General features: G+C 61.3%; 17 protein-coding genes and 2 pseudogenes. 14 read left to right on the plus strand and 5 right to left on the minus strand.

Annotated features, from left to right (window positions below; genetic code table 11):
* The 3 genes from GGR30_RS22630 to GGR30_RS22640 form a co-directional block, all read right to left on the minus strand.
* The coding region (locus GGR30_RS22630) for a nitrate reductase subunit beta (protein WP_484502662.1) at nucleotides 1-542 on the minus strand (542 nt) is incomplete at its 3' end.
* Nucleotides 539-4,282, minus strand: coding sequence for a nitrate reductase subunit alpha (locus tag GGR30_RS22635; RefSeq protein ID WP_183491463.1), 3,744 nt, complete (start codon nucleotides 4,280-4,282; stop codon nucleotides 539-541). The genes GGR30_RS22635 and GGR30_RS22630, both read right to left, overlap by 4 nt.
* A 24-nt stretch (nucleotides 4,283-4,306) precedes the next feature.
* Nucleotides 4,307-6,982, minus strand: coding sequence for a nitrate/nitrite transporter (locus tag GGR30_RS22640; RefSeq protein WP_183491465.1), 2,676 nt, complete (start codon nucleotides 6,980-6,982; stop codon nucleotides 4,307-4,309).
* 241 nt (nucleotides 6,983-7,223) lie between these two features.
* Here GGR30_RS22640 and GGR30_RS22645 point away from each other — a divergent pair, with 241 nt between their 5' ends.
* The 7 genes from GGR30_RS22645 (at nucleotide 7,224) to GGR30_RS22675 (ending at nucleotide 13,579) form a co-directional block, all read left to right on the plus strand.
* Nucleotides 7,224-7,925, plus strand: coding sequence for a cyclic nucleotide-binding domain-containing protein (locus GGR30_RS22645; RefSeq protein WP_183491468.1), 702 nt, complete (start codon nucleotides 7,224-7,226; stop codon nucleotides 7,923-7,925).
* 146 nt (nucleotides 7,926-8,071) lie between these two features.
* Nucleotides 8,072-8,500, plus strand: a complete 429-nt coding sequence (locus GGR30_RS22650; RefSeq protein ID WP_183491470.1) for a pseudoazurin — start codon at nucleotides 8,072-8,074, stop codon at nucleotides 8,498-8,500.
* Between the two features lie 83 nt (nucleotides 8,501-8,583).
* A complete protein-coding gene (locus GGR30_RS22655; RefSeq protein WP_183491472.1) occupies nucleotides 8,584-9,591 on the plus strand; it encodes an ABC transporter substrate-binding protein in 1,008 nt (335 codons plus the stop codon).
* Entirely contained in the window at nucleotides 9,569-10,411 is an 843-nt protein-coding gene (locus GGR30_RS22660; protein WP_183491474.1) for an ABC transporter permease, read from the plus strand. Before GGR30_RS22655 ends, GGR30_RS22660 begins: the two co-directional genes overlap by 23 nt.
* Nucleotides 10,408-11,160, plus strand: a complete 753-nt coding sequence (locus GGR30_RS22665; RefSeq protein ID WP_183491476.1) for an ABC transporter ATP-binding protein — start codon at nucleotides 10,408-10,410, stop codon at nucleotides 11,158-11,160. Before GGR30_RS22660 ends, GGR30_RS22665 begins: the two co-directional genes overlap by 4 nt.
* Nucleotides 11,157-12,377 (plus strand): NnrS family protein, encoded by a 1,221-nt coding sequence (locus GGR30_RS22670; protein ID WP_183491478.1) that lies wholly within the window; start codon nucleotides 11,157-11,159, stop codon nucleotides 12,375-12,377. The genes GGR30_RS22665 and GGR30_RS22670 overlap by 4 nt, the downstream gene beginning before the upstream one ends.
* A 17-nt stretch (nucleotides 12,378-12,394) precedes the next feature.
* Nucleotides 12,395-13,579: an NnrS family protein gene (locus tag GGR30_RS22675; protein ID WP_210288152.1), complete on the plus strand. Its 1,185-nt coding sequence runs from the start codon at nucleotides 12,395-12,397 to the stop codon at nucleotides 13,577-13,579.
* 5 nt (nucleotides 13,580-13,584) lie between these two features.
* Here GGR30_RS22675 and GGR30_RS22680 read toward each other — a convergent pair whose 3' ends face one another.
* Complete coding sequence (locus GGR30_RS22680; protein ID WP_183491482.1) at nucleotides 13,585-14,274, minus strand: NnrU family protein; 690 nt, start codon at nucleotides 14,272-14,274, stop codon at nucleotides 13,585-13,587.
* Between the two features lie 129 nt (nucleotides 14,275-14,403).
* Between GGR30_RS22680 and GGR30_RS22685 the strand changes: the two genes are divergently transcribed.
* Nucleotides 14,404-14,847 carry an RrF2 family transcriptional regulator gene (locus GGR30_RS22685; RefSeq protein ID WP_183491484.1) on the plus strand — a complete coding sequence of 148 codons (444 nt, stop codon included), beginning with the start codon at nucleotides 14,404-14,406 and terminating at the stop codon, nucleotides 14,845-14,847.
* Nucleotides 14,848-14,896: 49 nt separating this feature from the next.
* Here the strand turns inward: GGR30_RS22685 and copM are convergent, their stop codons facing one another.
* The gene (gene copM, locus GGR30_RS22690) at nucleotides 14,897-15,163 is read right to left on the minus strand and encodes a CopM family metallochaperone (protein ID WP_246414127.1); all 267 of its coding nucleotides are present in this window, start codon (nucleotides 15,161-15,163) and stop codon (nucleotides 14,897-14,899) included.
* A 283-nt stretch (nucleotides 15,164-15,446) separates the two neighbouring features.
* On the opposite strand from copM, the gene phnD reads away from it, so the two are divergent.
* From phnD to istA, 6 genes and pseudogenes are all read left to right on the plus strand, one after another.
* Entirely contained in the window at nucleotides 15,447-16,394 is a 948-nt protein-coding gene (phnD, locus tag GGR30_RS22695; protein WP_183491486.1) for a phosphate/phosphite/phosphonate ABC transporter substrate-binding protein, read from the plus strand.
* 70 nt (nucleotides 16,395-16,464) lie between these two features.
* On the plus strand, nucleotides 16,465-17,283 hold the full coding sequence (phnC, locus tag GGR30_RS22700; protein WP_183491488.1) for a phosphonate ABC transporter ATP-binding protein: 819 nt from the start codon (nucleotides 16,465-16,467) through the stop codon (nucleotides 17,281-17,283).
* On the plus strand, nucleotides 17,283-18,083 hold the full coding sequence (gene phnE / locus GGR30_RS22705) for a phosphonate ABC transporter, permease protein PhnE (protein ID WP_183491490.1): 801 nt from the start codon (nucleotides 17,283-17,285) through the stop codon (nucleotides 18,081-18,083). Before phnC ends, phnE (GGR30_RS22705) begins: the two co-directional genes overlap by 1 nt.
* Complete coding sequence (gene phnE / locus GGR30_RS22710) at nucleotides 18,080-18,889, plus strand: phosphonate ABC transporter, permease protein PhnE (protein ID WP_183491492.1); 810 nt, start codon at nucleotides 18,080-18,082, stop codon at nucleotides 18,887-18,889. The genes phnE (GGR30_RS22705) and phnE (GGR30_RS22710) overlap by 4 nt, the downstream gene beginning before the upstream one ends.
* Before the next feature lie 798 nt (nucleotides 18,890-19,687).
* Nucleotides 19,688-20,706 (plus strand): annotated as a pseudogene (locus GGR30_RS22715) (IS110 family RNA-guided transposase).
* Between the two features lie 315 nt (nucleotides 20,707-21,021).
* Nucleotides 21,022-22,053, plus strand: a pseudogene (istA, locus tag GGR30_RS22720) (IS21 family transposase); the annotation flags it as partial.
* Nucleotides 22,054-22,146 lie beyond the last annotated feature (93 nt).

A 22,146-nucleotide genomic window follows, 5' to 3' on the forward strand; every position in this document is an offset into this window, starting at 1 on the left:
CGCGGCAGATACATCATGAAGGTGTTTTCGAACTGGCCGTAGATTTCCTTCTCGACGCCTTCGAAATTCACGTCCTTGGAGCGCTTCTCGAATTCCCCGCCGAGGATTTCCTCCCAGTTCGGCCCCCATTCGATCTTTTCCATGCGCTCGCCGGTCAGCTTCGAGCGCGGCCGCGCCGTCGGCATGGTCTTGCTTTCGCCGGCGGCTTGGAGATGGCCGTAGTCGAAATCGAACGGCTCGTAATAGTCTTCGATTTCCGGCAGGTCCGGATTGGCGAAGATCTTGGCGAGGATGCGCCATTTGGCGCCCATCTTCGGCTCGATCCGGCCGTTCTTCCTGCGGACCCAGCCGCCATTCCACTTCTTCTGGTTTTCCCATTCCTTGGGAAAGCCGATCCCCGGCTTGGTCTCGACATTGTTGAACCAGGCGTATTCGACGCCTTCCCGGTTCGTCCAGACATTCTTGCAGGTGACGGAGCAGGTGTGGCACCCGATGCATTTATCGAGATTGAGCACCATGCCGATCTGTGCGCGGACCTTCATTCTGCGGCCTCCTTTCCTGCAAGGCTTGGGGTCTCGTCCATCCAGTCGACATTTTCGAGCTTGCGGACGACGACGAATTCATCGCGATTGGCGCCGACGGTTCCGTAATAGTTGAAACCGTAGGACTGGTGGGCGTAACCGCCGATCATGTGGGTCGGTTTCGGGATCACGCGGGTGACGGAGTTGTGAATACCGCCGCGCTGGCCGGTCAGCGGTGAGCCGGGCGTGTTCACAATCTTCTCCTGCGCGTGGTACATGAAGATCGTGCCGTCCTTCATGCGCTGCGAGACCACAGCGCGGGCCACCAGCGCGCCATTGGCGTTGTAGACCTCAACCCAGTCATTATCGACGATGCCGGCGCGGGCCGCATCCGGCTCGGAAATCCACACCACCGGCCCGCCGCGATTGAGCGTCAGCATCAGCAGGTTGTCGGTATAGGTGGAGTGGATGCCCCATTTCTGGTGGGGCGTGATGAAGTTCAGCACCAGATGCGGCTGGCCGTCGAGGCGTGCCTCGATCGCCGGCGTCACGGTTCCGGTATCGATCGGCGGGCGGTAGACGCAGAAGGCCTCGCCGAAAGCCCGCATCCAAAGATGGTCCTGATAGAGCTGCTGCCGCCCGGAGAGCGTGCGCCACGGGATCAGCTCGTGGACATTGGTGTAGCAGGCGTTGTAGCAGACCTTCTCCGATTCCAGCCCCGACCATGTCGGCGAGGAAATGATCTTGCGCGGCTGGGCGACGATATCGCGGAACCGGATTTTTTCGTCTTCCTTCGGAAGGGCAAGATGGGTGTGGTCGCGCCCGGTGATGGCCGAGAGCGCTTCCCAGGCCCTGACCGCGACCTCGCCATTGGTTTCCGGCGCCAGCGACAGGATCACCTCGGTGGCGTCGATATCGGTCTCGATCTTCGGGCGCCCCTTCGAGGCCCCCTCTTCCGTCACCGTGCCATTCAGCCGGCCCAGCAGGCCGACTTCATGCTCGGTGTTCCAGGAAATCCCCTTGCCGCCATTGCCGAGCTTGTCGAGCAGCGGGCCGACCGAGGTGAAGCGCTTGTAGAGATTGGGATAGTCCCGCTCGACCACGGCGACCGTCGGCATGGTCTTGCCGGGAACCGGATCGGTTTCGCCCTTTTTCCAGTCCTTGACGTCGAAGGGCTGGGCCAGTTCGCCGGGGGTGTCGTGCAGGGTCGGCACAAGGACAACGTCCTTTTCCACGCCCAGCACTTCCGGTGCGACGTCGGAAAACTTCCTGGCGATGCCCTTGAAGATTTCCCAGTCCGAGCGCGACTGCCAGGCCGGATCGGCCGCACTGGTCAGCGGGTGGATGAAGGGATGCATGTCGGAGGTGTTGAGGTCGTTCTTCTCGTACCAGGTCGCCGTCGGCAGCACGATGTCGGAATAGACGCAGGTGGTCGACATGCGGAAGTCGAGGGTGACCAGCAGATCGAGCTTTCCTTCCGGCGCCTCGTCATGCCAGACGGCCTCCTTCACCTCCTGACGGCCCTCGTCGCCCAGGTCCTTGCCGAGCAGGCCATGGGATGTGCCAAGCAGGTGCTTGAGGAAATATTCGTGCCCCTTGCCCGACGAGCCAAGCAGGTTGGAGCGCCAGACGAACATGTTGCGCGGCCAGTTCTCCTCTGCGTCCGGGTCCTCGCAGGACATGGAAAGCGTGCCGGTTTTCAGCGCTTCGGCGACATAATCGGCAGGCTTTTGGCCCGAGGCTTCCGCCGCGCGGGCGACCTCCAGCGGGTTGGTGCGCAATTGCGGGGCGGATGGCAGCCAGCCCATCCGCTCGGCGCGGATATTGTAATCAATCAGCGTTGCATCCCAGGGCCCTTCCGGCGCGGTCGGCGACAGAAGCTCATCCACCTTCACGGTCTCGTAGCGCCACTGGTCGGTGTGGGCATAGAAGAACGACGTCGAGTTCATGTGGCGCGGCGGGCGCTGCCAGTCGAGGCCGAAGGCCAGCGGCAGCCATCCCGTCTGCGGGCGCAGCTTCTCCTGGCCGACATAGTGGCTCCAGCCGCCGCCGGACTGGCCGATACAACCGCACATCACCAGCATGTTGATGATGCCGCGGTAGTTCATGTCCATGTGGTACCAGTGATTCAGCCCGGCGCCGAGAATGACCATGGAACGGCCATTGGTCTTTTCCGCGTTGCCCGCAAAAGCGCGGGCGGTGGCGATGATCTGCTCGCGCGGCACGCCGGTGATCTTTTCCGCCCAGGCGGGCGTGTAGGGCGTTGCATCATCGAAGGAGGTCGCGACATTCTCGCCGCCGAAGCCACGGTCGAGCCCGTAATTGGCCACGAACAGGTCGAACACCGTCGCGACAACCGCCTCGCCCTCTGCCAGCGCGACGCGGCGAACCGGCACCTTGCGCGCCAGAACGTCGTCATGGTCCGTGCCCTCGAAATAGTCATGCGCGCGGCTGCCGAAATAGGGGAAGGCGACGTCTTCGACGCCGTCATGCTTTTCGGCAAGGCTCATCACCAGATCGATGTCGCTGCCCGCGCCATCCTTCTGCTCGAGGTTCCACTTGCCCTTTTCGCCCCAGCGATAGCCGGCCGACCCGCGCGGAGCGACGACATCGCCGGTCTTCGCGTCGAAGCCGACCGTCTTCCATTCGGGATTGTTCCACTCGCCGAGACCATCCTTGAAGTCGGAGGCGCGAAGGAAGCGTTCCGACACGAGGCGGCCGTCCTTCTTCACCAGCCGCACCAGCATCGGCATGTCGGTATAGCGGCGACAGTAATCGTCGAAATAGCCGACGGTCCGGTCGAGGTGATATTCGCGCAGGATCACATGGCCGAGCGCCATGGCGAGCGCGGCATCGGTACCCGGTTTGGGATGCAGCCAGAGATCGGAGAATTTCGCGGCTTCTGAATAGTCCGGCGAGACGACCACCGACTTCGTGCCCTTGTAGCGCACTTCCGTGTAGAAATGCGCATCCGGCGTGCGGGTCTGCGGCACGTTGGAGCCCCAGAGCATCAGGAATCCGGCATTGTACCAGTCGGCCGATTCCGGCACATCGGTCTGCTCGCCCCAGGTCATCGGCGAGGCCGGCGGCAGGTCGCAATACCAGTCGTAAAACGACATGCAGGTGCCGCCGAGCAGCGACAGGTAGCGGGACCCGGCCGCGTAAGAGACCATCGACATCGCCGGGATTGGCGAGAATCCGATGACGCGGTCGGGCCCCCACCTCTTCGCGGTATAGGCGTTGGCCGCCGCGATGAGCTCGTTGACCTCGTCCCAGGTGGCCCGCACGAAGCCGCCGAGGCCGCGCACCTTGATGTATTCGGCGCGCTTGGCCGGATCCTCCTGAATGGCGCGCCAAGCGGCGACCGGGCTCTTGTCGGTGCGTTCCTTGCGCCAGAGCTTCAGGAGCCGCGCCCGGATCAGCGGGTATTTCACCCGGTTGGCCGAGTACATGTACCAGCTGTAGCTGGCGCCGCGCGAACAGCCGCGCGGTTCGTGATTGGGCATGTCGGGCCGGGTGCGCGGATAATCGGTCTGCTGGGTTTCCCAGGTGACGATCCCGCCCTTGACGTAGATCTTCCACGAGCAGGAGCCCGTGCAGTTCACGCCATGGGTGGAGCGCACGATCTTGTCGTGCTGCCAGCGCTTGCGATAGGCGTCTTCCCAGTCGCGATTTTCATTGGTGGTGACGCCGTGACCATCGGAGAATGTATCGACATTCTTGCGTGCCAGAAAGTTGAGGCGGTCGAGGAGAAGAGACATGATCCGTTCCTTTGTTTCGGGCGATTAGCAGGGCACCGGCGCATTGCGGCGGGTGTAGTAGAAGAAGGTCAGCACGGCGCAGATGACGTAGAAGATGCCGAAGCCCCACAGCGCCATATCCGGTCCGCCGGTCATCGAGATCGAGGTGCCGTAGGATTTCGGGATGAAGAATGCGCCGTAGGCGGCAATCGCCGAGGTGAAGGCGATGATCGCCGCGCTTTCGCGGTCCGTCTGCTTCTGCAGCGCGCCTGCATCCAGTTCCGGCATCAGGCGGGGCACTTCCCGGCGCATGATTGCCGGGATCATCTGGAAGGTCGATGCATTGCCGACGCCGGTGAGGAAGAACAGCGCCATGAAGCAGGCGAAGAAGGCCCAGAAATTGCCGCCCGCGCCGTCCTGCGGCAGGAATTGCAGCACGCCGACCACAGCCACGAACATGCCGACGAAGGTCCAGAAGGTGACCCGTCCGCCGCCGAAGCGATCCGAAATCCAGCCCGTGCCCGCCCGACTGAGCGCGCCGACCAGCGGACCGAGGAAAGCGTAGGACAGAGCGTTGACCTCGGGGAACTGGGTTTTCATCAAGAGCGGGAAACCCGCCGAATAGCCGATGAACGAGCCGAATGTGCCGGTATAGAGAATGCACATGATCCAGTTGTGGAAGCGCGAGAAGATCACCGCCTGATCGGCAAAGGAGGCCTTGGCCGATGCGATGTCGTTCATGCCGAAATAGGCGGCGATGGTGGCGGCGATGATGAACGGCACCCAGACGAAGCCGGCATTCTGCAGCCACAGCCTTCCGCCATCGCTCAACACCTGCGGTTCGCCGCCAAGCGCGCCGAAGACGCCCATGGTGATGACTACCGGCACCAGGAACTGCATGACCGAGACCCCGAGATTGCCGAGGCCGGCATTCATGGCCAGCGCATTGCCCTTTTCAGCCTTCGGGAAGAAGAAGCTGATATTGGCCATGGACGAGGCGAAATTGCCGCCGCCGAGCCCGCACAGAAGCGCCAGAACCAGGAAGATGAGATAAGGCGTTTCCGGGTTCTGCACGGCATAGCCGATGCCCATGGCCGGCAGCAGCAGAGACGCGGTCGAAAGCGTCGTCCACAGACGTCCGCCGAAGATCGGCACCATGAAGGAATAGAAAATCCTGAGCGTGGCGCCCGAAAGCCCCGGCAACGCCGCGAGCCAAAAGAGCTGGGCGTCGGTGAAGTCGAAGCCGATCGCGGGCAGCCGCGCGACCACGACCGACCACACCATCCAGACCGAAAAGGCCAGAAGCAGCGCAGGAATGGAGATCCACAGATTGCGCTTGGCTATCTTCCGCCCGGTCTGTTCCCAGAAGGTCTTGTCTTCCGGGTTCCATTCCGTCAGCGTCGCCGCCGACGTCTTCGGCGTCATGCCCTCGAATTCCGGCAGTTCCGGCAGGGTGTCGTCACCCGCCCGGTTGCGGCGCTCCATCTGGCGGATGGAAAGATGCATCCATGTCAGGGCGACGAGCACCAGCACGAACAGGAAGGCGAAACAGGTGGTGTAGACTCCGGTCAGGTCCAAGAGCGTGCCGAACACGATCGGCAGGATGAAGCCACCGAGCCCGCCGATCATGCCGACGAGACCGCCGACCGAGCCGACATTGTCGGGATAATAGACCGGGATATGCTTGTAGACCGCCGCCTTGCCAAGGCTCATGAAGAAGCCCAGGCAAAAGATCATCAGCACGAAGGCGCCGAAGCTCATGGCGGTCGAGAAGATGATGTCGCCGCCCTTGGCGTGGATGGTGTAGCTGGTCGGCGGGTAGGACAGCATGAAGAGCAGCAGTAGCGCGAAGCCGAAGGTCCAGTACATCACCGAGCGTGCGCCGAACCGGTCGGCCAGATGCCCACCATAGGCGCGGAACAGGCTCGCCGACAGCGAGAACGCGGCCGCCGCCATGCCCGCGGTGCGGATATCGACACCATAGACATCGACCAGATAATGCGGCAACCACAGCGCCAGCGCGACGAAAGCGCCGAAGACGAAGAAATAATAGAGCGAGAAGCGCCACACCTGCAGGTTCTTCAGCGGCGCAAGCTGGGCCGCGACCGTGGTGGCCTTCGCGCCTGATCGCCGGCGCGCTTCGAACACGGGGTCATGTTTCGAGAACACGAAAAAGATAACGGCAATGGCCGCCAGAGCGAAGGCCCAGACATTGGCGACCGCCTGCCAGCCGAAAGCCACCATGACGAAGGGCGCGCCGAATTTGGTCACCGCCGCGCCGACATTGCCGGCGCCGAAAATGCCGAGCGCCGTGCCCTGCTTTTCCGGCGGATACCAGTGCGACACATAGGTGACGCCAACGGCAAAGGAGCCGCCGGCGAGACCGACGCCAAGGGCGGCGAGCAGAAACAGCGGATAGGTCGTGGCGCTGGTCAGAAGAAAGGTCGCCGCCGCAGCCAGCAGCATCTGCAACGGAAAAACCAGCCGTCCGCCATACTGTTCGGTCCAGATGCCGAGCATCAGCCGCGACAGCGAGCCGGTGAGAACCGGCGTCGCCACCAGAATGCCGAACTGGGTTTCGGAAAGGCCGAGTTCGCTTTTGATCTCGACCCCGATGATGGCGAAGATCGTCCAGACCGCGAAGCAGACCGTGAAGGCCACCGTGCTGAGACAGAGCGCCCGGCGCTGATCACTTCGCGAAACACCGTCAATTGCAGACATGACATGCCCCCTGAATTCGAGCGGAAACCCGCTCATTGAAAATTGTGCCTGAGAGCTAGAAGGCTTTGCAGCCCCACGAAGTTGACCTAAGTCAAGGTTGGCGGGTGGCGTGGGACAAACAAGAATTGCACGTGAAATTGCCTTCCCGCGCTGAAATCATCATCAAATCGATGTGTTGCGGATGCTCCGTCCTGCTGCTAAATTTATCAATTGAGGACACGAAAAAAATCAAGGCAGAGCGATGCGTTCATCCGATTTGCCCCAGGTGCGGGCGCTCAGCCTGTTCAGCAGCATGGGCGAGGAGAATTTCGAGGCGCTGATGCAGGCGGCCTATCTGCAGACCTTTCCGCCACAGCTTGATCTCGTGCATGAGGGCGATCCGGCGGATTTCCTCTATGTCGTCATCGAGGGCTGCGTCGAGCTCTACGCCAATGCCAACCGCCGCGAGGCGACCATGGCGATGGTGCATCCGGTCAGCGCCTTCATTCTGGCGGCCGTTCTGAAGGATGCGGTCTATCTGATGTCGGCGCGCACGCGGGCGCGTTCGAAAATCCTGCTGATCCCTTCGGAAAATGTCCGCTCGATCTTCGAACTCGACGACGCCTTCGCCCGGGCGATGGTGCTGGAGATGGCCGGCAGCTATCGCTACGTCATAAAGGAGCATAAGGGGCTCAAGCTGCGCAGTTCCGTCGAACGGCTGGCGAACACGCTTCTCCGGCAAGACCATCAATTCGGCAACGGCTCCGGCACCTTCGAGCTGCCCTACGACAAGCGCACGCTGGCCTCGCTGCTCGGCATGACCCCGGAAAACCTGTCGCGCGCTTTCAATACGCTGAAACCCTACGGCGTTGAGGTCGACGGAACGAAAATCCGGCTTTCCGACATCAAATCGCTGAAAACGCTGGCCAAACCCACGCCGCTGATCGACGACCCAAAGACCTGATCCTGTTGGTTTCACCGAACGGACTGCGTCAACTTGACCCGCCCTCGCAGCAATCGTTGACCGTCACCATAAAAGATGAATATAAAATACATGTTTTATGGTGACGCCGTCGCCAGCGACTGACCGATACTTTGACCGGTGTACCCATGTTCCGCATCTGCGCCCTTTCGTTTCTTGTGCTCACCACCACAATGGCCCCGGTGTGGGCCGAGGATCATATCGTGAACATGCTCAACCGGGGTGACGATGGCATCATGGTGTTCGAGCCCGGCCTGCTCGTCATCCAGCCTGGCGACACGGTGCGTTTTGTTGCCGCTGACCGGGGTCACAATGCCGAAACCATTGACGGCATGATCCCGGAAGGCGCTCGGGGCTTTGAGGCTCGGCTGAACGAGGAGGTCCTGTTTTCACCCGGTATCGACGGCGTTTACGCCATCAAGTGCAAACCGCATTACGCCATGGGCATGGTCATGATCGTCGCGGTCGGTGACGTACAGACGCCTGAAGAATTCGTAGGCCGTCGTGTCCCGCCACGCGCGCGAAAGCGGCTAGAGGCTTATCTCGACGCGCTTTGAACGCCGCGACAGGCAAGGAAATCTTCGATGGCGCATCCCGACAAGCAGATCGACTGTCCCATAGCAGTCGAAAGGAATCCGTCATGAACGGCTTGACAAACTTCCCAATTCGCCGCCGAACGCTACTTGCCGGAATGGCAAGCCTGCCCGCAATCGGCCTTGGCGCGGGCCATGCCGCAGCCGCAGCGCCGCTTGCGCAAATATCGCTATCCGGGCCGCCTGCCGGACCGTCGATCACGCTCGCCCAGGCAGCGGCCACGGGCGCGTTCTCGAAGATCGCCGACAAGGCCGCATTCAACGTCTGGCGCAATCCCGACGAAGTCCGTGCCGGGATCACCTCCGGCCAAATGTCGCTGGTGGTGATGCCAGTCCAGGCCGCCGCCAACATGTATAATCGCGGCTTCGGCGTTCGGCTTGTCAACACGCTGACCGACGGACTGCTCTATATCATTGCCACCGACCCGTCTCTGCAAACGGTCGAGGCCTTGCGCGGCAGGAAGCTTGCGGTTCCCTTCCGCAACGACACGCCCGATCTGATTCTCAAGCGGCTTCTCAAGGCTTACGATATCAATCCCGAACAGGATTTGTCGCTCGACACCACCGGCACGCCGGTTGAAGCCATGCAGCTCCTGCTAAGCGGCAGGATCGATGCCGCGCTTGTGCCGGAGCCGGCCGCTTCGGCCGCCATCATCAAAGGCAAGGCCTCGGGTGTGACAGTCACCCGAGCAATCGATGTGCAGAAAGCCTGGGGCGAGACGATGAATGTGCCGCCGGTTTTGCCGCAGGCAGGCCTTGCGGTGACCGAGCCATTTTTCGAAGACAATGGAACCCTCATTCCGGAACTTCATATGGCCTTGGTCGAGGCAACGGCCGCCGTCAACGCGGAACCGGCAAAAGCCGCCAACAATGCGGCCTCCGCACTTGGCATGCCCTGGCCTGTTCTGAAAAAAGCGATCGGCTATTCCAATCTGGCGGCAACACAGGCGACCAGGGCGCGACCGGCAGTCGAATCCCTGTTGTCGCTCCTTGCCGACAGCGATCCCGGTATCATCGGCGGAAAGCTTCCTGATGACGGATTTTACGCACTTTAGCGCAAGCGTCTTGCGCCCCGTGCTGGATCGTCTCGGCCGGACCGGGCAGTTTCTCTGGTCCGGCTTTGCGGGGCTGGCAGCATTCTCGCTGCTTGCCGCCGTCTGGCAATACGGGCACGAGCAATGGGGGCCGTTCATTCTGCCCTCCCCGCGCGCAACGCTTACCGCCACATGGGCGATCCTGTCCGATGCGGCCGCATGGTCTCTGATCGCGCAGACTGTCGGACGTGCGCTCCAAGGCTTCCTCCTCTCCGCGTTTTCCGGTGCGTTCCTCGGCATGGTCGCCGGCCATTCACCGGCAACAATCCGGCTGGCGCGGCCGCTGATCACGATCCTGATCGGCGTGCCGCCGATCGCCTGGATTGTTCTGGCCCTGATCTGGTTCGGCGCGGGCGACGGAACCGTTATCGCAACTGTGGTGGTGACGGCCCTCCCCATCATCTTTGCGGGAACGGCCGAGGGTATTCTGAGCCGCGACCGGAAGCTCGATGACATGGCGCGCGTCTTCGGCGCAAATGCCTGGCGCAGGGTGACAAGCCTGCGCCTGCGACAACTCACCGCCCATCTGTTTCCCGCCCTGACTCTGGCCCTCGGCATGTCTTTCAAGGTCGCGGTCATGGCCGAACTGCTGGCCAATGTCGGCGGGATCGGCGGCGAACTGTCGGCAGCCCGCAGTTATCTCGATATCACGCAGGCGCTCGCCTGGGTCATGATCGCGGTGATCGCGCTGCTGATCTTCGAATATGGCGTCATCCATCCAATCCGGTCCGAGTTCGAGCGCTGGCGACGAGCCGAAATTCCGTGGGGGGTCAAACGATGAAGACCGGCCTCACCCTGAAAGGGCTCCGTCATGCCTATCTCGGCCGCACGGTGTTGGACCATATCGACCTTGAGGTACCAGCGTCCGAGATCGTCGCCCTGGTTGGTCCCTCCGGCAGCGGAAAAAGCACGCTGGTTCACCTTGCTGCTGACTTGCTGACGCCAATCGGCGGTCGGGTTGAGCGCAATTACAAACGCCATGCGATGATTTTTCAGGAACCGAGATTGCTGCCCTGGGCCACGGCGGCCGAAAATATCGTCTATCCCTTGAGGATCTCCGGCACCTCGCGCCGGGAGGCCAGGGCGAGGTTGAAGTCTGTTGCAGCCAAGGTCGCACTCCTACCGGACGACCTTGAAAAATATCCGGGCGAGCTTTCCGGCGGAATGCGCCAGCGCTGCGCAATCGCGCGCGCGCTGATTGTCGCGCCGGACTTTATCTATTTCGATGAGCCTTTCACCGCTTTGGATGTTGCACTGAAACGGCGGATGCAGGATCTCGTGATCGCCGCGACGCAATCGTCCAGCTTCGGCGGTATCTTCGTGACCCACGATCTGATGGAAGCCGCACGGATAGCCCACCGAGTGGCCGTGCTGGATGTCGGCGGCGGCGGGATTGTCGGCGAACGTCTGGTTCCCGGAACGCCTAGCATGCGCGACGATGCCGAGCTTTTCGCGCTTTCGCAGCGCTGGATACGCGAAGACACCGTCTTTCGTCATATTCACGACGTCGACGAAAGGATGAGCGGATGAGCCTTGTCGATACATCCGTTCTGCGCGGCCGGCGCAGCTTCCTGCACGTTCTCGGCGATGAAGGTTTCCGGCTGTTCTTCCCCTTGAGCGCCCTCTACGCGGCCGTCTGGCCGTTCCTGTGGGTGGTGATCCATGGCTACGAACTTCCCGCGGTTGGGGCAATACCACCGAGCATCTGGCATGTGCACGAGATGATCATCGGAGCGTTCGGCGCTGCACTTCTGGGCTTCTTAACAACGGCCATCCCGGAATGGACGGACACGCCGCGCCTTCGCGGCAAGGCGCTCTATGCACTCGCGGCAATCTGGGGTGTTGCACGCATTTGCGGGCTGGTCGGCGCTGAGGGTGTTTTTTGGATAGGCGCCATCACGGATATTGTCTGGACCGGCTTTCTTGCGGCCTATGTGCTTCGCGTCAGCCTGGACAAGAAGAACAGCAGACTGACCGGTTTTATCCTTTGGCTTGCAGGCCTGTGGCTTTGCGAAACGGCAACGCGTTATGCCTTCGCCACCGGAAACGTGGAACATGCGCAGCTTTTCACCCACCTTTCGGGTTTCATCTTCCTCGGGCTGCTCGGTCTTGCTCTGGCACGCATCACAGTGCCCGTTACCAACGACATTCTGGATCCTTCGGGAGAGACATCCCCGTTCAGGCCGCATCCCGGGCGTCTCAATCTCGCCCCCGGTGTGATGACCATCCTGATCGCGGCGGAACTTTCCGGATTGTCCTCCGCGGTCACGGGATTTGTCTTCATCGCCGCCGGTGCGGCCTTTCTCGACCGCGTGGCCGAAGCTTTCGTCGGACGCGCTTTTTTCCGGGCTGAAATCGCCGTGCTGGCCGGATCAAGCGCGCTGGCAGGCATCGGCCTCATCGCGATCGGCTGCGCCCGGCTAGGGCTGCCGGTAATGGAAACCACCGGCCTGCACATAGCCCTGATGGGAGGGCTTGGCCTCGGCGTCATCGCGGTCTTCTGCATTGCCGGATTAAGACACACGGGTCAGCCGCTCGCATTCTCCGTGGCGACGAAGATTACAATCGCACTGATCGTCATCGCGATCGCAATCCGAACTCTTCCAGAATTCGGGATCGCGTCCGGGCTCGTCGGTCACCACCACGCAGTGGCGGCAATTTTCTGGGCCGGCGGCTTTCTGCTCTGGCTCAGGGTCTACTGGCCAGCGTTCGCCGATCCTGCAACACTCAACCAACATGATTGCTGAGAAGAACAATGACGACAATGGCAAGACTGCGCGCATGGCAGGGACCGGCGATTTTCAGCTATGGCTTCCGGCCCTTCTTCCTTTTCGGCGCGCTTGACGCCGCCCTGCTGATCGCGCTCTGGGTGCCCTGGTATCTGGGCTTCATCCAGGTACCGAGCATGTTCACGCCCGTCTCATGGCATGTGCACGAACTGCTGTACGGCTATGTGCCGGCGATCATCGCGGGCTTTCTTCTGACCGCCGTTCCCAACTGGACGGGCCGTCTGCCGGTGGTCGGCTGGCCGCTTACGGGCCTGTTTGGCCTCTGGTTTGGCGGGCGGGTCGTCGTCGCCTTTTCGGCTTCGCTGGCCCCCGCCCTTGTCTATCTCGCTGCCCTCGCTTTCCCGCTGGCGCTGATCGGGTTTCTGACGCGGGAAATTCTGGCCGGGCGTAACTGGCGGAACCTGAAGGTGGTCTTGGTTCTCACCCTATTTACCGCCACGCAGATCCTGTTTTATTATGAAAACATCCGCTACGGCACGTCCGTCTATGCCGAACGCGCCGCCATCGCCCTCGTTATCATGCTCATCCAGATCATCGGCGGCCGGGTGGTTCCGAGCTTTACCCGAAACTGGCTCAAGAAGCAGGGCTTTCCGGTTCTTCCGCCCGCTTTCGGCCAATTCGACCGGTTCGTGATGGTGATGAGCGCTGCCGGTCTCGGCGCATGGGTCGTGTTTCCCGCATTTGCCATCGAAGAACCGGTGCTGGGTTTTCTTCTGATGGCCATCGGTGCCTTCAACCTGTTCCGGCAATGGCGCTGGCGACCTCTGCAAACCTTTGCCGAGCCGCTGGTCTTCATTCTACATCTGGCGTTCCTGCCGGTCAGTCTCGGCTTCGTCTTCGCCGGCTATGCTGCCTTTACGGGCGATGGGGGCGCTGAAAGCGCGGCAATCCACTGCTGGACCGTCGGCGCCATCGGCGGCATGACGCTTGCGATCATGACCCGCGCCAGCCGTGGCCACACCGGCCATCCGCTGACGGCTCCGCCGGCCACGGCGGCAATCTATCTGGCGATCATGATCGCATTGGTCTTGCGTCTTGCGGCCGCTTTCAATCCGGGCTGGACATTCACGCTGATGCCCCTTGCCGGTCTGGCATGGGTTTTCGCCTTTGCCGGCTTCTGCGTGGTTTACGGACCGATGCTGTTCAAACCCCGCAGCTGAAACGGTTACAGCCAGGCCATCGGATCGACGCCGATCAGCAGACGGTGTCCCTGCAACAGGAACCAGACATAGAAGGCCAACCCAAGGCCCGTCCAAAGCCAGAAGTCTCGATCCATCCGCAGATGCGCGCGTCCTTCAACGATCGCCAGAAACGGCACGACGGAGGTTTGCGCGCGCACCATCGCCCATTCACCATCGCCGAGCCGGCGGTGCGCACGACGGTCGAGCACCGGCATTCCGGCAAGCGCGAGCAGTCCCATGCCGCCAAACAGGATCAGCGATACGACATCCCCGTTCGGCGGAATATGGGCCAGCGCCCAGATCAGGAAACCGACAAGTACGGGGTGGCGGGTTATCGCGGTGATCGTGCCTTGCAAGGCTCCCTCACCGCTGCGCCGAAAGGTGATCGAAAGCCGGTTTTGCGCCGCAAGCCCGGCTATGATGAACCAGAAGGCGAAGGGCATCGCGATCACCGGAACAAGGGCCAGCCAGGGCGCTGGATACCAGAGATAAATCAACGGCGCCTGCCGGGCCGCGACGATGATCCAGACCAGAAGCAGGATCGACAGAAAAGAATAGGCGAAGAGATAGACGGGGCGCCCCAGCAGGGCGATCAGCCTTGCCCGCACGGGGGGCGCCGGCGGAATGACATGGGCCAGCAGGAAAGCAAGGATCGCGAGCAGAAAATTCGTCATGTCTTGGTCCCGCCTTCGGACGAAATATAAGATTCATCTTCGGTATATGATAATACCGGCAACAGACAAAATGCCCGGATGCGGAACGTCCTCTGCGTTCCGCCGCCACAGCATCCCCGGAGTGCGCTCATGCGTCTGACAACCTTTTCCGATTATGCGCTGCGCGTGCTGATGTATGCAGCCTCGGCCGGCGACCGGCTGATCACGATCGAGGAGACGTCGACCGCCTATGCGATCTCGAAGACACATCTGATGAAGGTCGTGAATGTGCTGACCAGACACGGATATCTGGTCAGCGTGCGCGGTCGCTCCGGCGGTTTCCGGCTGGCGCTGCCGCCCGAGCGGATCAATCTTGGTGCGGTCATTCGTGCAACGGAAGCCGATTTCGCGCTGGTCGAATGCTTTGCGACCGGAAATCAGTGCGTGGTCACGAAGACCTGCAAGCTGCCGGCAATCCTGAACGAAGCGCTCACATCCTTCCTGAGCGTCTTCGACCACTACACGCTCGCCGACATCGTGCTGTCGCCCCAGGTCTTCGGTCCGGGTTCACCGGCGGGCCCCTCCCCATCATAAAGCGAGAGCGCCGCCCCCGCCTCCTCAATGGCCAGCGTGTGGCGGCGTATCACTCGCTCTCAATGCCGCGCTGACGCAACCATGCGCGCATGGCGTCGATCTCCTTCTGCTGCTCGGCGATGATATGCTGCGCCAGTGCCCTATTGACGCGATCCGATCCGGCGGCAAGCTGGATGCGGGCCATGTCGATGGCGCCCTGGTGATGCGGGATCATGCCGAGCACGAAGGCGACGTCCGGATCGTCATGGCGCTTTCCGATGGCAAAAATACCTGTGTCGGCAAATGCAGGGTCCTGCTTCCCGACGGGAAGACTCAAGACGTTTACTTTGCCCGCGCCACATCAAAGCTCGCGTTCATCTTGGTGGTCGAACAGAACCGTATCCATCGACCAATGAAACCGCTCTAGAAAATGTTCCCCCTACACCGGTCAAAGGCAAGATACCGATCGTAGTCGCACAATGGTGAATTAGCCGAGAACCAGACAAGAAGGTCCTCAAACGCCGATCGGCGACAGAAACCAGAGGCATACGGAGCGTCGTAATACTGTAACAAGAACTTGCTAGTCCGCCTCCAGAGCCAAAACTGACTGGAGAGCCACTATGCGCCGTATGCTTCTTGCCGCGACCGCCCTCGTCGCGATGACCGTTCCGGCCCTTGCCGATTTCACACTGGATAGCCGCTACACCGACGCCGATGGCGATCTGATTGCCGACATCCCGTCCGATCCGGCCGACCTTGTGGACCCGTCCGTCCTGATCTTCGCCTACACGCCGGTTGAAGACCCGGCCGTCTACGCCGAGGCCTGGGCCGATTTCCTGGCCCATATGGAAGAGGTCACCGGCAAGAAGGTCCAGTTTTTCCCGGTCGATTCCAACGCCGCCCAGATCGAGGCCATGCGCGCCGGCCGTCTGCATGTCGCAGGCTTCAACACCGGCTCGAACCCGCTGGCCGTTGCCTGCGCCGGCTTCCGCCCCTTCACCATGATGGCGGCCGAAGACGGTTCCTTCGGTTACGAGATGGAACTGATCACCTATCCCGGCTCCGGCATCGCGGATGTGGAAGACATCAAGGGCAAGACGCTTGCCTTCTCCTCGGAAACCTCCAATTCCGGCTACAAGGCCCCGTCCGCCATCCTGAAGTCCGAATACGGCATGGAAGCCGGCACCGATTTCGAGGCGACCTTCTCCGGCAAGCACGACAACACCATCCTCGGTGTCGCCAACAAGGACTATCCGGCCGGCGCCATCGCCAATTCGGTGCGCAAGCGCATGCTCGCCCGCGACGTGATCTCCGATGACCAGATCGAGATCATCTACACCTCGCAAACCTTCCCCACCACCGGCTATGGCGTAGCGCACAACCTGACGCCCGAGCTTCAGGACAAGATCAAGGAAGCCTTCGCCTCCTTCGAATGGGAAGGCTCCTCGCTTGAGGAAGAATTCTCGAAATCCGGCGAAGCGCAGTTCATCCCGATCACCTTCAAAGACAACTGGGCCGTGATCCGTCAGATCGACGAGGCCAACGGCGTTTCCTACGACTGCCAGTAAGTCAGCCGAAATCCCATTCGGGCGGACGGGCGGATATCATCCGCCCGTCCATCTTTTCGTGGAACACGACATGCTTGAATTGAAATCGCTCACCAAGACCTACAAGACCGGCGACAAGGCGCTTGTCGATGTCAGCCTCACCGTGCCGGAAGGTCAGGTTGTCGGATTGATCGGGCCCTCGGGCGCGGGAAAGTCCACGCTCATCCGCTGCATTAACCGGCTCGTCGAACCGACCGATGGCGACGTGCTCCTGTCGGGAAGCCCGATCACCGGTCAGGACCAACGCAAGCTGCGCGCCATGCGTCGCCGCATCGGCATGATCTTCCAGGAATATGCACTGGTGGAACGCCTGACCGTGATGGAGAATGTGCTTTCCGGCCGTCTCGGCTATGTCGGGTTCTGGACCAGTTTCACCCGCCGCTACAGTGCCGACGACATCAGCCGCGCCTATGGCCTTCTCGACCGTGTCGGCCTGATGCAGCATGCAGACAAGCGGGCCGATGCGCTTTCCGGCGGACAGCGGCAAAGGGTCGGCATTGCCCGCGCCCTTGCCCAGGAACCGGAACTGCTTCTGGTCGACGAGCCGACGGCGAGCCTCGATCCCAAGACCAGCCGCCAGATCATGCGGCTTTTGATCGAGATCTGCGCCGAGCGCAATCTTCCGGCGATCGTCAATATCCACGACGTGCCCCTTGCCCGCCAGTTCATGCAAAGGATCGTCGGTTTGCGCGCCGGCGAAGTGGTCTTCGACGGCGCGCCCGATGCGCTGAACGAAACGGTTCTGACCGAAATCTACGGCGCGGAAGACTGGAACGCGATGCGCAGGAACGCCGAGGATGACGACAGCGCCGAGGCCGAAACCGCAGCGCTGATGGCGGGCATCAACTGATGAGCAGCTATCCGACGACCTGGAAACGACCGCCGCAGATCTTTACCCATCGCGGCTGGCGCATCGCCATTCAGATCGGCTTCGCCGTGTGGCTGGTGCTGGCGCTTGCGACACTTGATCCGAACTGGTCCCGTATTGCCGAGGGCTGGACGCGCGGCGCGCGCTTCTTTACCGGCTTTCTCCAGCCCGATTTCACCAGCCGCTGGGGCGATATCTCCAAAGGCCTGGTCGAGAGCCTGACCATGACGCTGACCTCGACGGTTGCCGGCGTCATCATCTCGGTTCCCATCGGCATTGGTGCGGCGCGCAACGTCTCCACGCCTGCCATCTATATTGTCTGCCGGGCCATCATCGCCGTCAGCCGCTCGCTGCAGGAAATCATCATCGCGATCTTTTTCGTCGCCATGTTCGGTTTCGGCCCTTTCGCCGGCTTCTTGACGCTCTCCTTCGCGACAATCGGCTTTTTGTCCAAGCTTCTGGCCGAGGACATCGAGGACATTGACGAGGCACAGGCGGAAGCCGTCCGCGCCACCGGCGCGTCATGGCTGCAGATGATCAATTACGCCATCCAGCCGCAGGTGATGCCGCGTCTCATTGGCCTGTCGCTTTATCGGCTCGACATCAATTTCCGCGAGAGCGCGGTGATCGGCATTGTCGGGGCCGGCGGCATCGGCGCGACGCTCAACACGGCCATCGACCGTTACGAATATGACAGCGCCGGCGCCATCATCCTGATCATCATCCTCCTGGTGATGATGGCCGAATACGGCTCGAGCTACATCCGGAAGCTATTGCAATGACCGATCCCGCCTATCCCGAAATCTGGCGTCGCAGAACCGCGCGGCAATCGCTTCTGATCTGGGCCGGATGGTTCTTTCTCGTTGCGCTGACTGCCTGGTGCTGGCAGGTGATGACGCGCGACACGATCTGGGCCTTTGTCAGCGACGCGCCCATCCAGGCGGCCGATATCGGCAGCCGCATGTGGCCGCCGCGCCTTTCTTACATGAATCAGTTGTGGGGACCGCTCTGGGACACGCTGAACATGGCGACGCTCGGCACCATCCTCGGCGTTATTCTGGCCGTGCCGGTGGCGTTTCTCGCCGCACGCAACACCACGCCCTCGGCACTTGTCCTGAGACCCGTCGCTCTGTTCATCATCGTCGCCAGCCGTTCGATCAACTCGCTGATCTGGGCCTTGTTGCTGGTGGCCATCATGGGTCCCGGGCTTCTGGCCGGCGTCATCGCCATCGGCCTGCGCTCGATCGGCTTTATCGGCAAGCTGCTCTATGAGGCGATCGAGGAGGTTGATACCGCCCCCGTGGAGGCCATCACCGCAACCGGGGCCAGCCACGCCCAGCTCCTTGACTATGCCATCGTGCCGCAGGTGCTTCCGGCCTTCTGGGGCATTACCGTGTTCCGCTGGGATATCAATATCCGCGAAAGCGCGATCCTTGGCCTCGTCGGCGCTGGCGGCCTCGGGCTGAAGCTGCAATCGTCGCTCAACGTGCTCGCGTGGCCGCAGGTCACCATGATCCTGATCGTCATTCTGGCAACGGTCATCATGTCGGAATGGGTCTCGGCCCGCGTCCGCCGCGCAATCATCTAGTCCGGGTCAGAGCTGGCGGACCTGTTGCTGCGCGAACATTGCCCTACAGCCATCAACCACGCCGGCAAATAGGCCGTCCCCCTTCCGCGATGATCTGCGCTTCGCTGAGCGAACGGTACCTGCGGGAGTAAAAAACCTTCCGCTCGCGCGGCAGGGCGCGTTCGTGGCGAAGCAGGCGATGGATCTTGTGAAACGTTTTGTATTTGCGGCCGCCCCAGAAGAAGACGGATTGTCGCTCGTCGTGGCGCTGGGACCCAGCATGCCGGAACCAACGGACTGTTCCATAGCCTGCCAGAAAACCACTGTCGCCGGCGTTCAGCGTTTCTATAGCTTTGCGGTCATCGGGCCGCAAATATATTATCCCGACCCTTGATGATGTTCACTGCCCGCCGCTGGATTCACGCCCAATCATTATTTTTCAAGGTCTCTTGCCGGTTGAGGTTCTTTGGTAAGTTTTTACCGACGATTGATTTTTTCAAGCGCTATAATAAGGGGTAAAACGCTCAATACCCCTATTATGACGCTTTCTGGAATCCGGAATGGTCACAGGCGGCGTAATTTGTCGGCCAGTGTAGGTGACATACTGGCTGGATTTCAGATCCTGTTGTGGTTGAGAATTTGACCGTGAACGCGAGAATTCGCGCTTGTATTGCATCCAGCGGATGGTCCAACACGGGACAGTCATCAGGCAGCGTCAACGATCTGCCCTGAACAATGAACTGATGCGGTGGATGCCCCCACCCAGCGGCATCGGGTATACCAAGGCGGCTCTATATTCACCGAGCGGAGGGCGCATCAATGACATCGAAGATCAGCATTCTGGCAATCGACTTAGCGAAAGGTAGTTTTCAGGTTTGTGCGGTCGGATCTGACGGGTCGGTTCGTTACAATCGTGCACTGTCTCGGAACCGGTTAGCGACGCTTCTGGGCAAGCAGCCGGCCTGTGCTGTCGCTATGGAGGCATGCGCCACGTCGCATCATTGGGGCCGAATGGCGCTGTCTCACGGTCATGAAGTGCGTCTGGTGCCGGCGGCGTATGTAAAACCGTTCCTCAAACGCCAGAAGACTGACCGTGCGGACGCGGAGGCTATCGCCGAGGCGGCCATGCGTCCGACCATGCGTTTCGTGGCAGTGAAGAGTGCCGAAACCCAAGGCCGTGCTGTGGCGTTTCGCACCCACCAATGCTTGGTCCGACAGCGCACGCAGCTCATCAACGCGCTGCGCGGACATCTGGCCGAGTTCGGGCTGGTAGCGCCGAAGGGACCGGCGAGCCTGAAACTACTCGAGAATGCGTTGTCGGACGAAAGCAGCGACCTGCCTGACCCGGTTCGGGAGATGGGGGCGGTCTATCTTGAGCAGATTGCGCGGCTGAGCGACGTGATCGAACGGCTGGCAAGCGGGTTGGAAGATGCATCGAAGACAGATTGTGAGTTGCGGCGGCTTTGCACCATCCCCGGGATCGGCCCCGTGACGGCAGGCGCCGTGGCGGCGTTTGCGCCCCGACCTCGACACTTTTGACAGTGGGCGGAACTTTGCGGCCTGGCTGGGTCTGGTCCCACGGCAGAGGTCCACGGGGGGGCAAGGCCAGGCTGGGGTCGGTCAGCAAGATGGGACAGACCGATATCCGCCGACTGCTAATCGTCGGAGCGATGAGCGTGATCCGGTGGGTCGTCCGGAAAGGTGGCAGTTCGAATCGCTGGCTCGCTGCTCTCGTGGCACGCAAGCCCAGGATGGTCGCGGCCGTTGCGCTGGCGAATAAAATGGCCCGAATGATCTGGGCCATGTCGACCAAACAAGAGGATTATCGAATGGCGTGACCTGAAACCGAGAAGGGAAAAGGCACGACATGGCCGCAAGGCCGGGGTGAGCGATCGACGAGGAGTACGCGGCACGGACTTCGAAGTTCAAGGCAGGGAAATTCAGCTCCGGGACTCGAGCGCTTGCAGCTCTCTGAACCGATGTGAACCCAGCTTTCCGAACAGCATACCTGTCATCACCGGAGCAATACTCCCCAATATTGCCGTTTGAATCTTCCCCATGCGCTGCTGCCGCCGGTCTTCCGGGGCGAGCCCCGGAAGACCGGCGGCGCGTCATCGCCCATACTTCTTCCGATGGTCGGAAGGGGGATTTTGGTGATCAAGCTGAGGGAGACAATTATGATACTGGATCTGCATCAGCAGGGGCTGACGGTGTCGGCCATTTCCAGAGAAACGGGCATCGACCGCAAGATGGTGCGCAAATACATAGAGCGCGGCCTTGAGGCTCCAGCCTATGGCCCCAGAAAGCCTCGGGCAACGGTGATCGATCCGTTTGCTTCTTATCTGCGGGAGCGCGTGAGGGCCTACCCCGGCCTGACCGGGAGCCGGCTATTTCGAGAACTGCGCGAGCGAGGCTATAAGGGCGGCTACACCGCCGTGACGGATTTTCTTAGAGATGTGCGGCCTCCGGCCAGCCAGGGATTCGAAGTGCGCTTTGAGACGCCGCCCGGCGAGCAGGCTCAGGTCGATTTCGCCCAGTTTCATGTCATATTCACCGACGAACCAATGACGCTGAGGATTGTGTGGCTGTTCTCGATGGTGCTGGGGCATAGCCGCCTCATCTGGGCGCGCTTCGTCATGCATCAGAACCTGCCGACCGTCCTGCGCTGCCATATCGCTGCGTTCGAAGCCCTTGGCGGCGCTCCAAGGGAGGTGCTTTATGATCGGATGAAGACTGCCGTTATCGGCGAAGGGCAGACGGAAGGCATCATCTACAATCGCGCGCTCATCGATCTGGCACGCAACTACGGTTTCCATCCCAAGGCATGCAAACCTTATCGCGCCAAGACGAAGGGCAAGGTCGAGCGGCCGTTCCGTTATATCCGGGAGGACTTCTTCCTGGCCCGCTCGTTTCGCAATCTCGATGACCTGAATGCCCAGTTGCGGCACTGGCTGGACACTGTTGCCAATCCGAGAAAGCATGCCACTACCCTTCGCGTCGTCACGCAAGCCTTTGCCGAGGAGCGGCCGCACCTGCGGCCGTTGCCGCTGGCACCGTTCAAATCCGTTCTCAAGCTTGAGCGCCGCGTGTCGCGGGAAGGCATGGTCAGCGTCGGTGGCAATGCCTATAGCGTCCCTGATGCCACGCGCAGTCGGACGGTTGAGGTCCATTCGTTCGCCGACGAGTGTTGATTGCCACTGAGAACTGACCCGGTGTGGCCTGATATTTCCATTGAGAATTGACCCATGTTCCAACCTTCCCTCGCATGTTTTGAGCGG

Source organism: Martelella radicis (genome assembly GCF_014196625.1).
Taxonomy (GTDB): domain Bacteria; phylum Pseudomonadota; class Alphaproteobacteria; order Rhizobiales; family Rhizobiaceae; genus Martelella; species Martelella radicis.

Coding starts and splice junctions, on each gene's coding strand:
- GGR30_RS22650 (WP_183491470.1), top strand. CDS start 8,072: ATGTTCCGCATCTGCGCCCTTTCGTTTCTTGTGCTCACCACCACAATG.
- GGR30_RS22635 (WP_183491463.1), bottom strand. CDS start 4,282: ATGTCTCTTCTCCTCGACCGCCTCAACTTTCTGGCACGCAAGAATGTC.
- phnE (WP_183491492.1), top strand. CDS start 18,080: ATGACCGATCCCGCCTATCCCGAAATCTGGCGTCGCAGAACCGCGCGG.
- phnC (WP_183491488.1), top strand. CDS start 16,465: ATGCTTGAATTGAAATCGCTCACCAAGACCTACAAGACCGGCGACAAG.
- GGR30_RS22665 (WP_183491476.1), top strand. CDS start 10,408: ATGAAGACCGGCCTCACCCTGAAAGGGCTCCGTCATGCCTATCTCGGC.
- GGR30_RS22655 (WP_183491472.1), top strand. CDS start 8,584: ATGAACGGCTTGACAAACTTCCCAATTCGCCGCCGAACGCTACTTGCC.
- GGR30_RS22645 (WP_183491468.1), top strand. CDS start 7,224: ATGCGTTCATCCGATTTGCCCCAGGTGCGGGCGCTCAGCCTGTTCAGC.
- GGR30_RS22670 (WP_183491478.1), top strand. CDS start 11,157: ATGAGCCTTGTCGATACATCCGTTCTGCGCGGCCGGCGCAGCTTCCTG.
- GGR30_RS22685 (WP_183491484.1), top strand. CDS start 14,404: ATGCGTCTGACAACCTTTTCCGATTATGCGCTGCGCGTGCTGATGTAT.
- phnE (WP_183491490.1), top strand. CDS start 17,283: ATGAGCAGCTATCCGACGACCTGGAAACGACCGCCGCAGATCTTTACC.
- GGR30_RS22675 (WP_210288152.1), top strand. CDS start 12,395: ATGGCAAGACTGCGCGCATGGCAGGGACCGGCGATTTTCAGCTATGGC.
- GGR30_RS22680 (WP_183491482.1), bottom strand. CDS start 14,274: ATGACGAATTTTCTGCTCGCGATCCTTGCTTTCCTGCTGGCCCATGTC.
- GGR30_RS22660 (WP_183491474.1), top strand. CDS start 9,569: ATGACGGATTTTACGCACTTTAGCGCAAGCGTCTTGCGCCCCGTGCTG.
- GGR30_RS22640 (WP_183491465.1), bottom strand. CDS start 6,982: ATGTCTGCAATTGACGGTGTTTCGCGAAGTGATCAGCGCCGGGCGCTC.
- phnD (WP_183491486.1), top strand. CDS start 15,447: ATGCGCCGTATGCTTCTTGCCGCGACCGCCCTCGTCGCGATGACCGTT.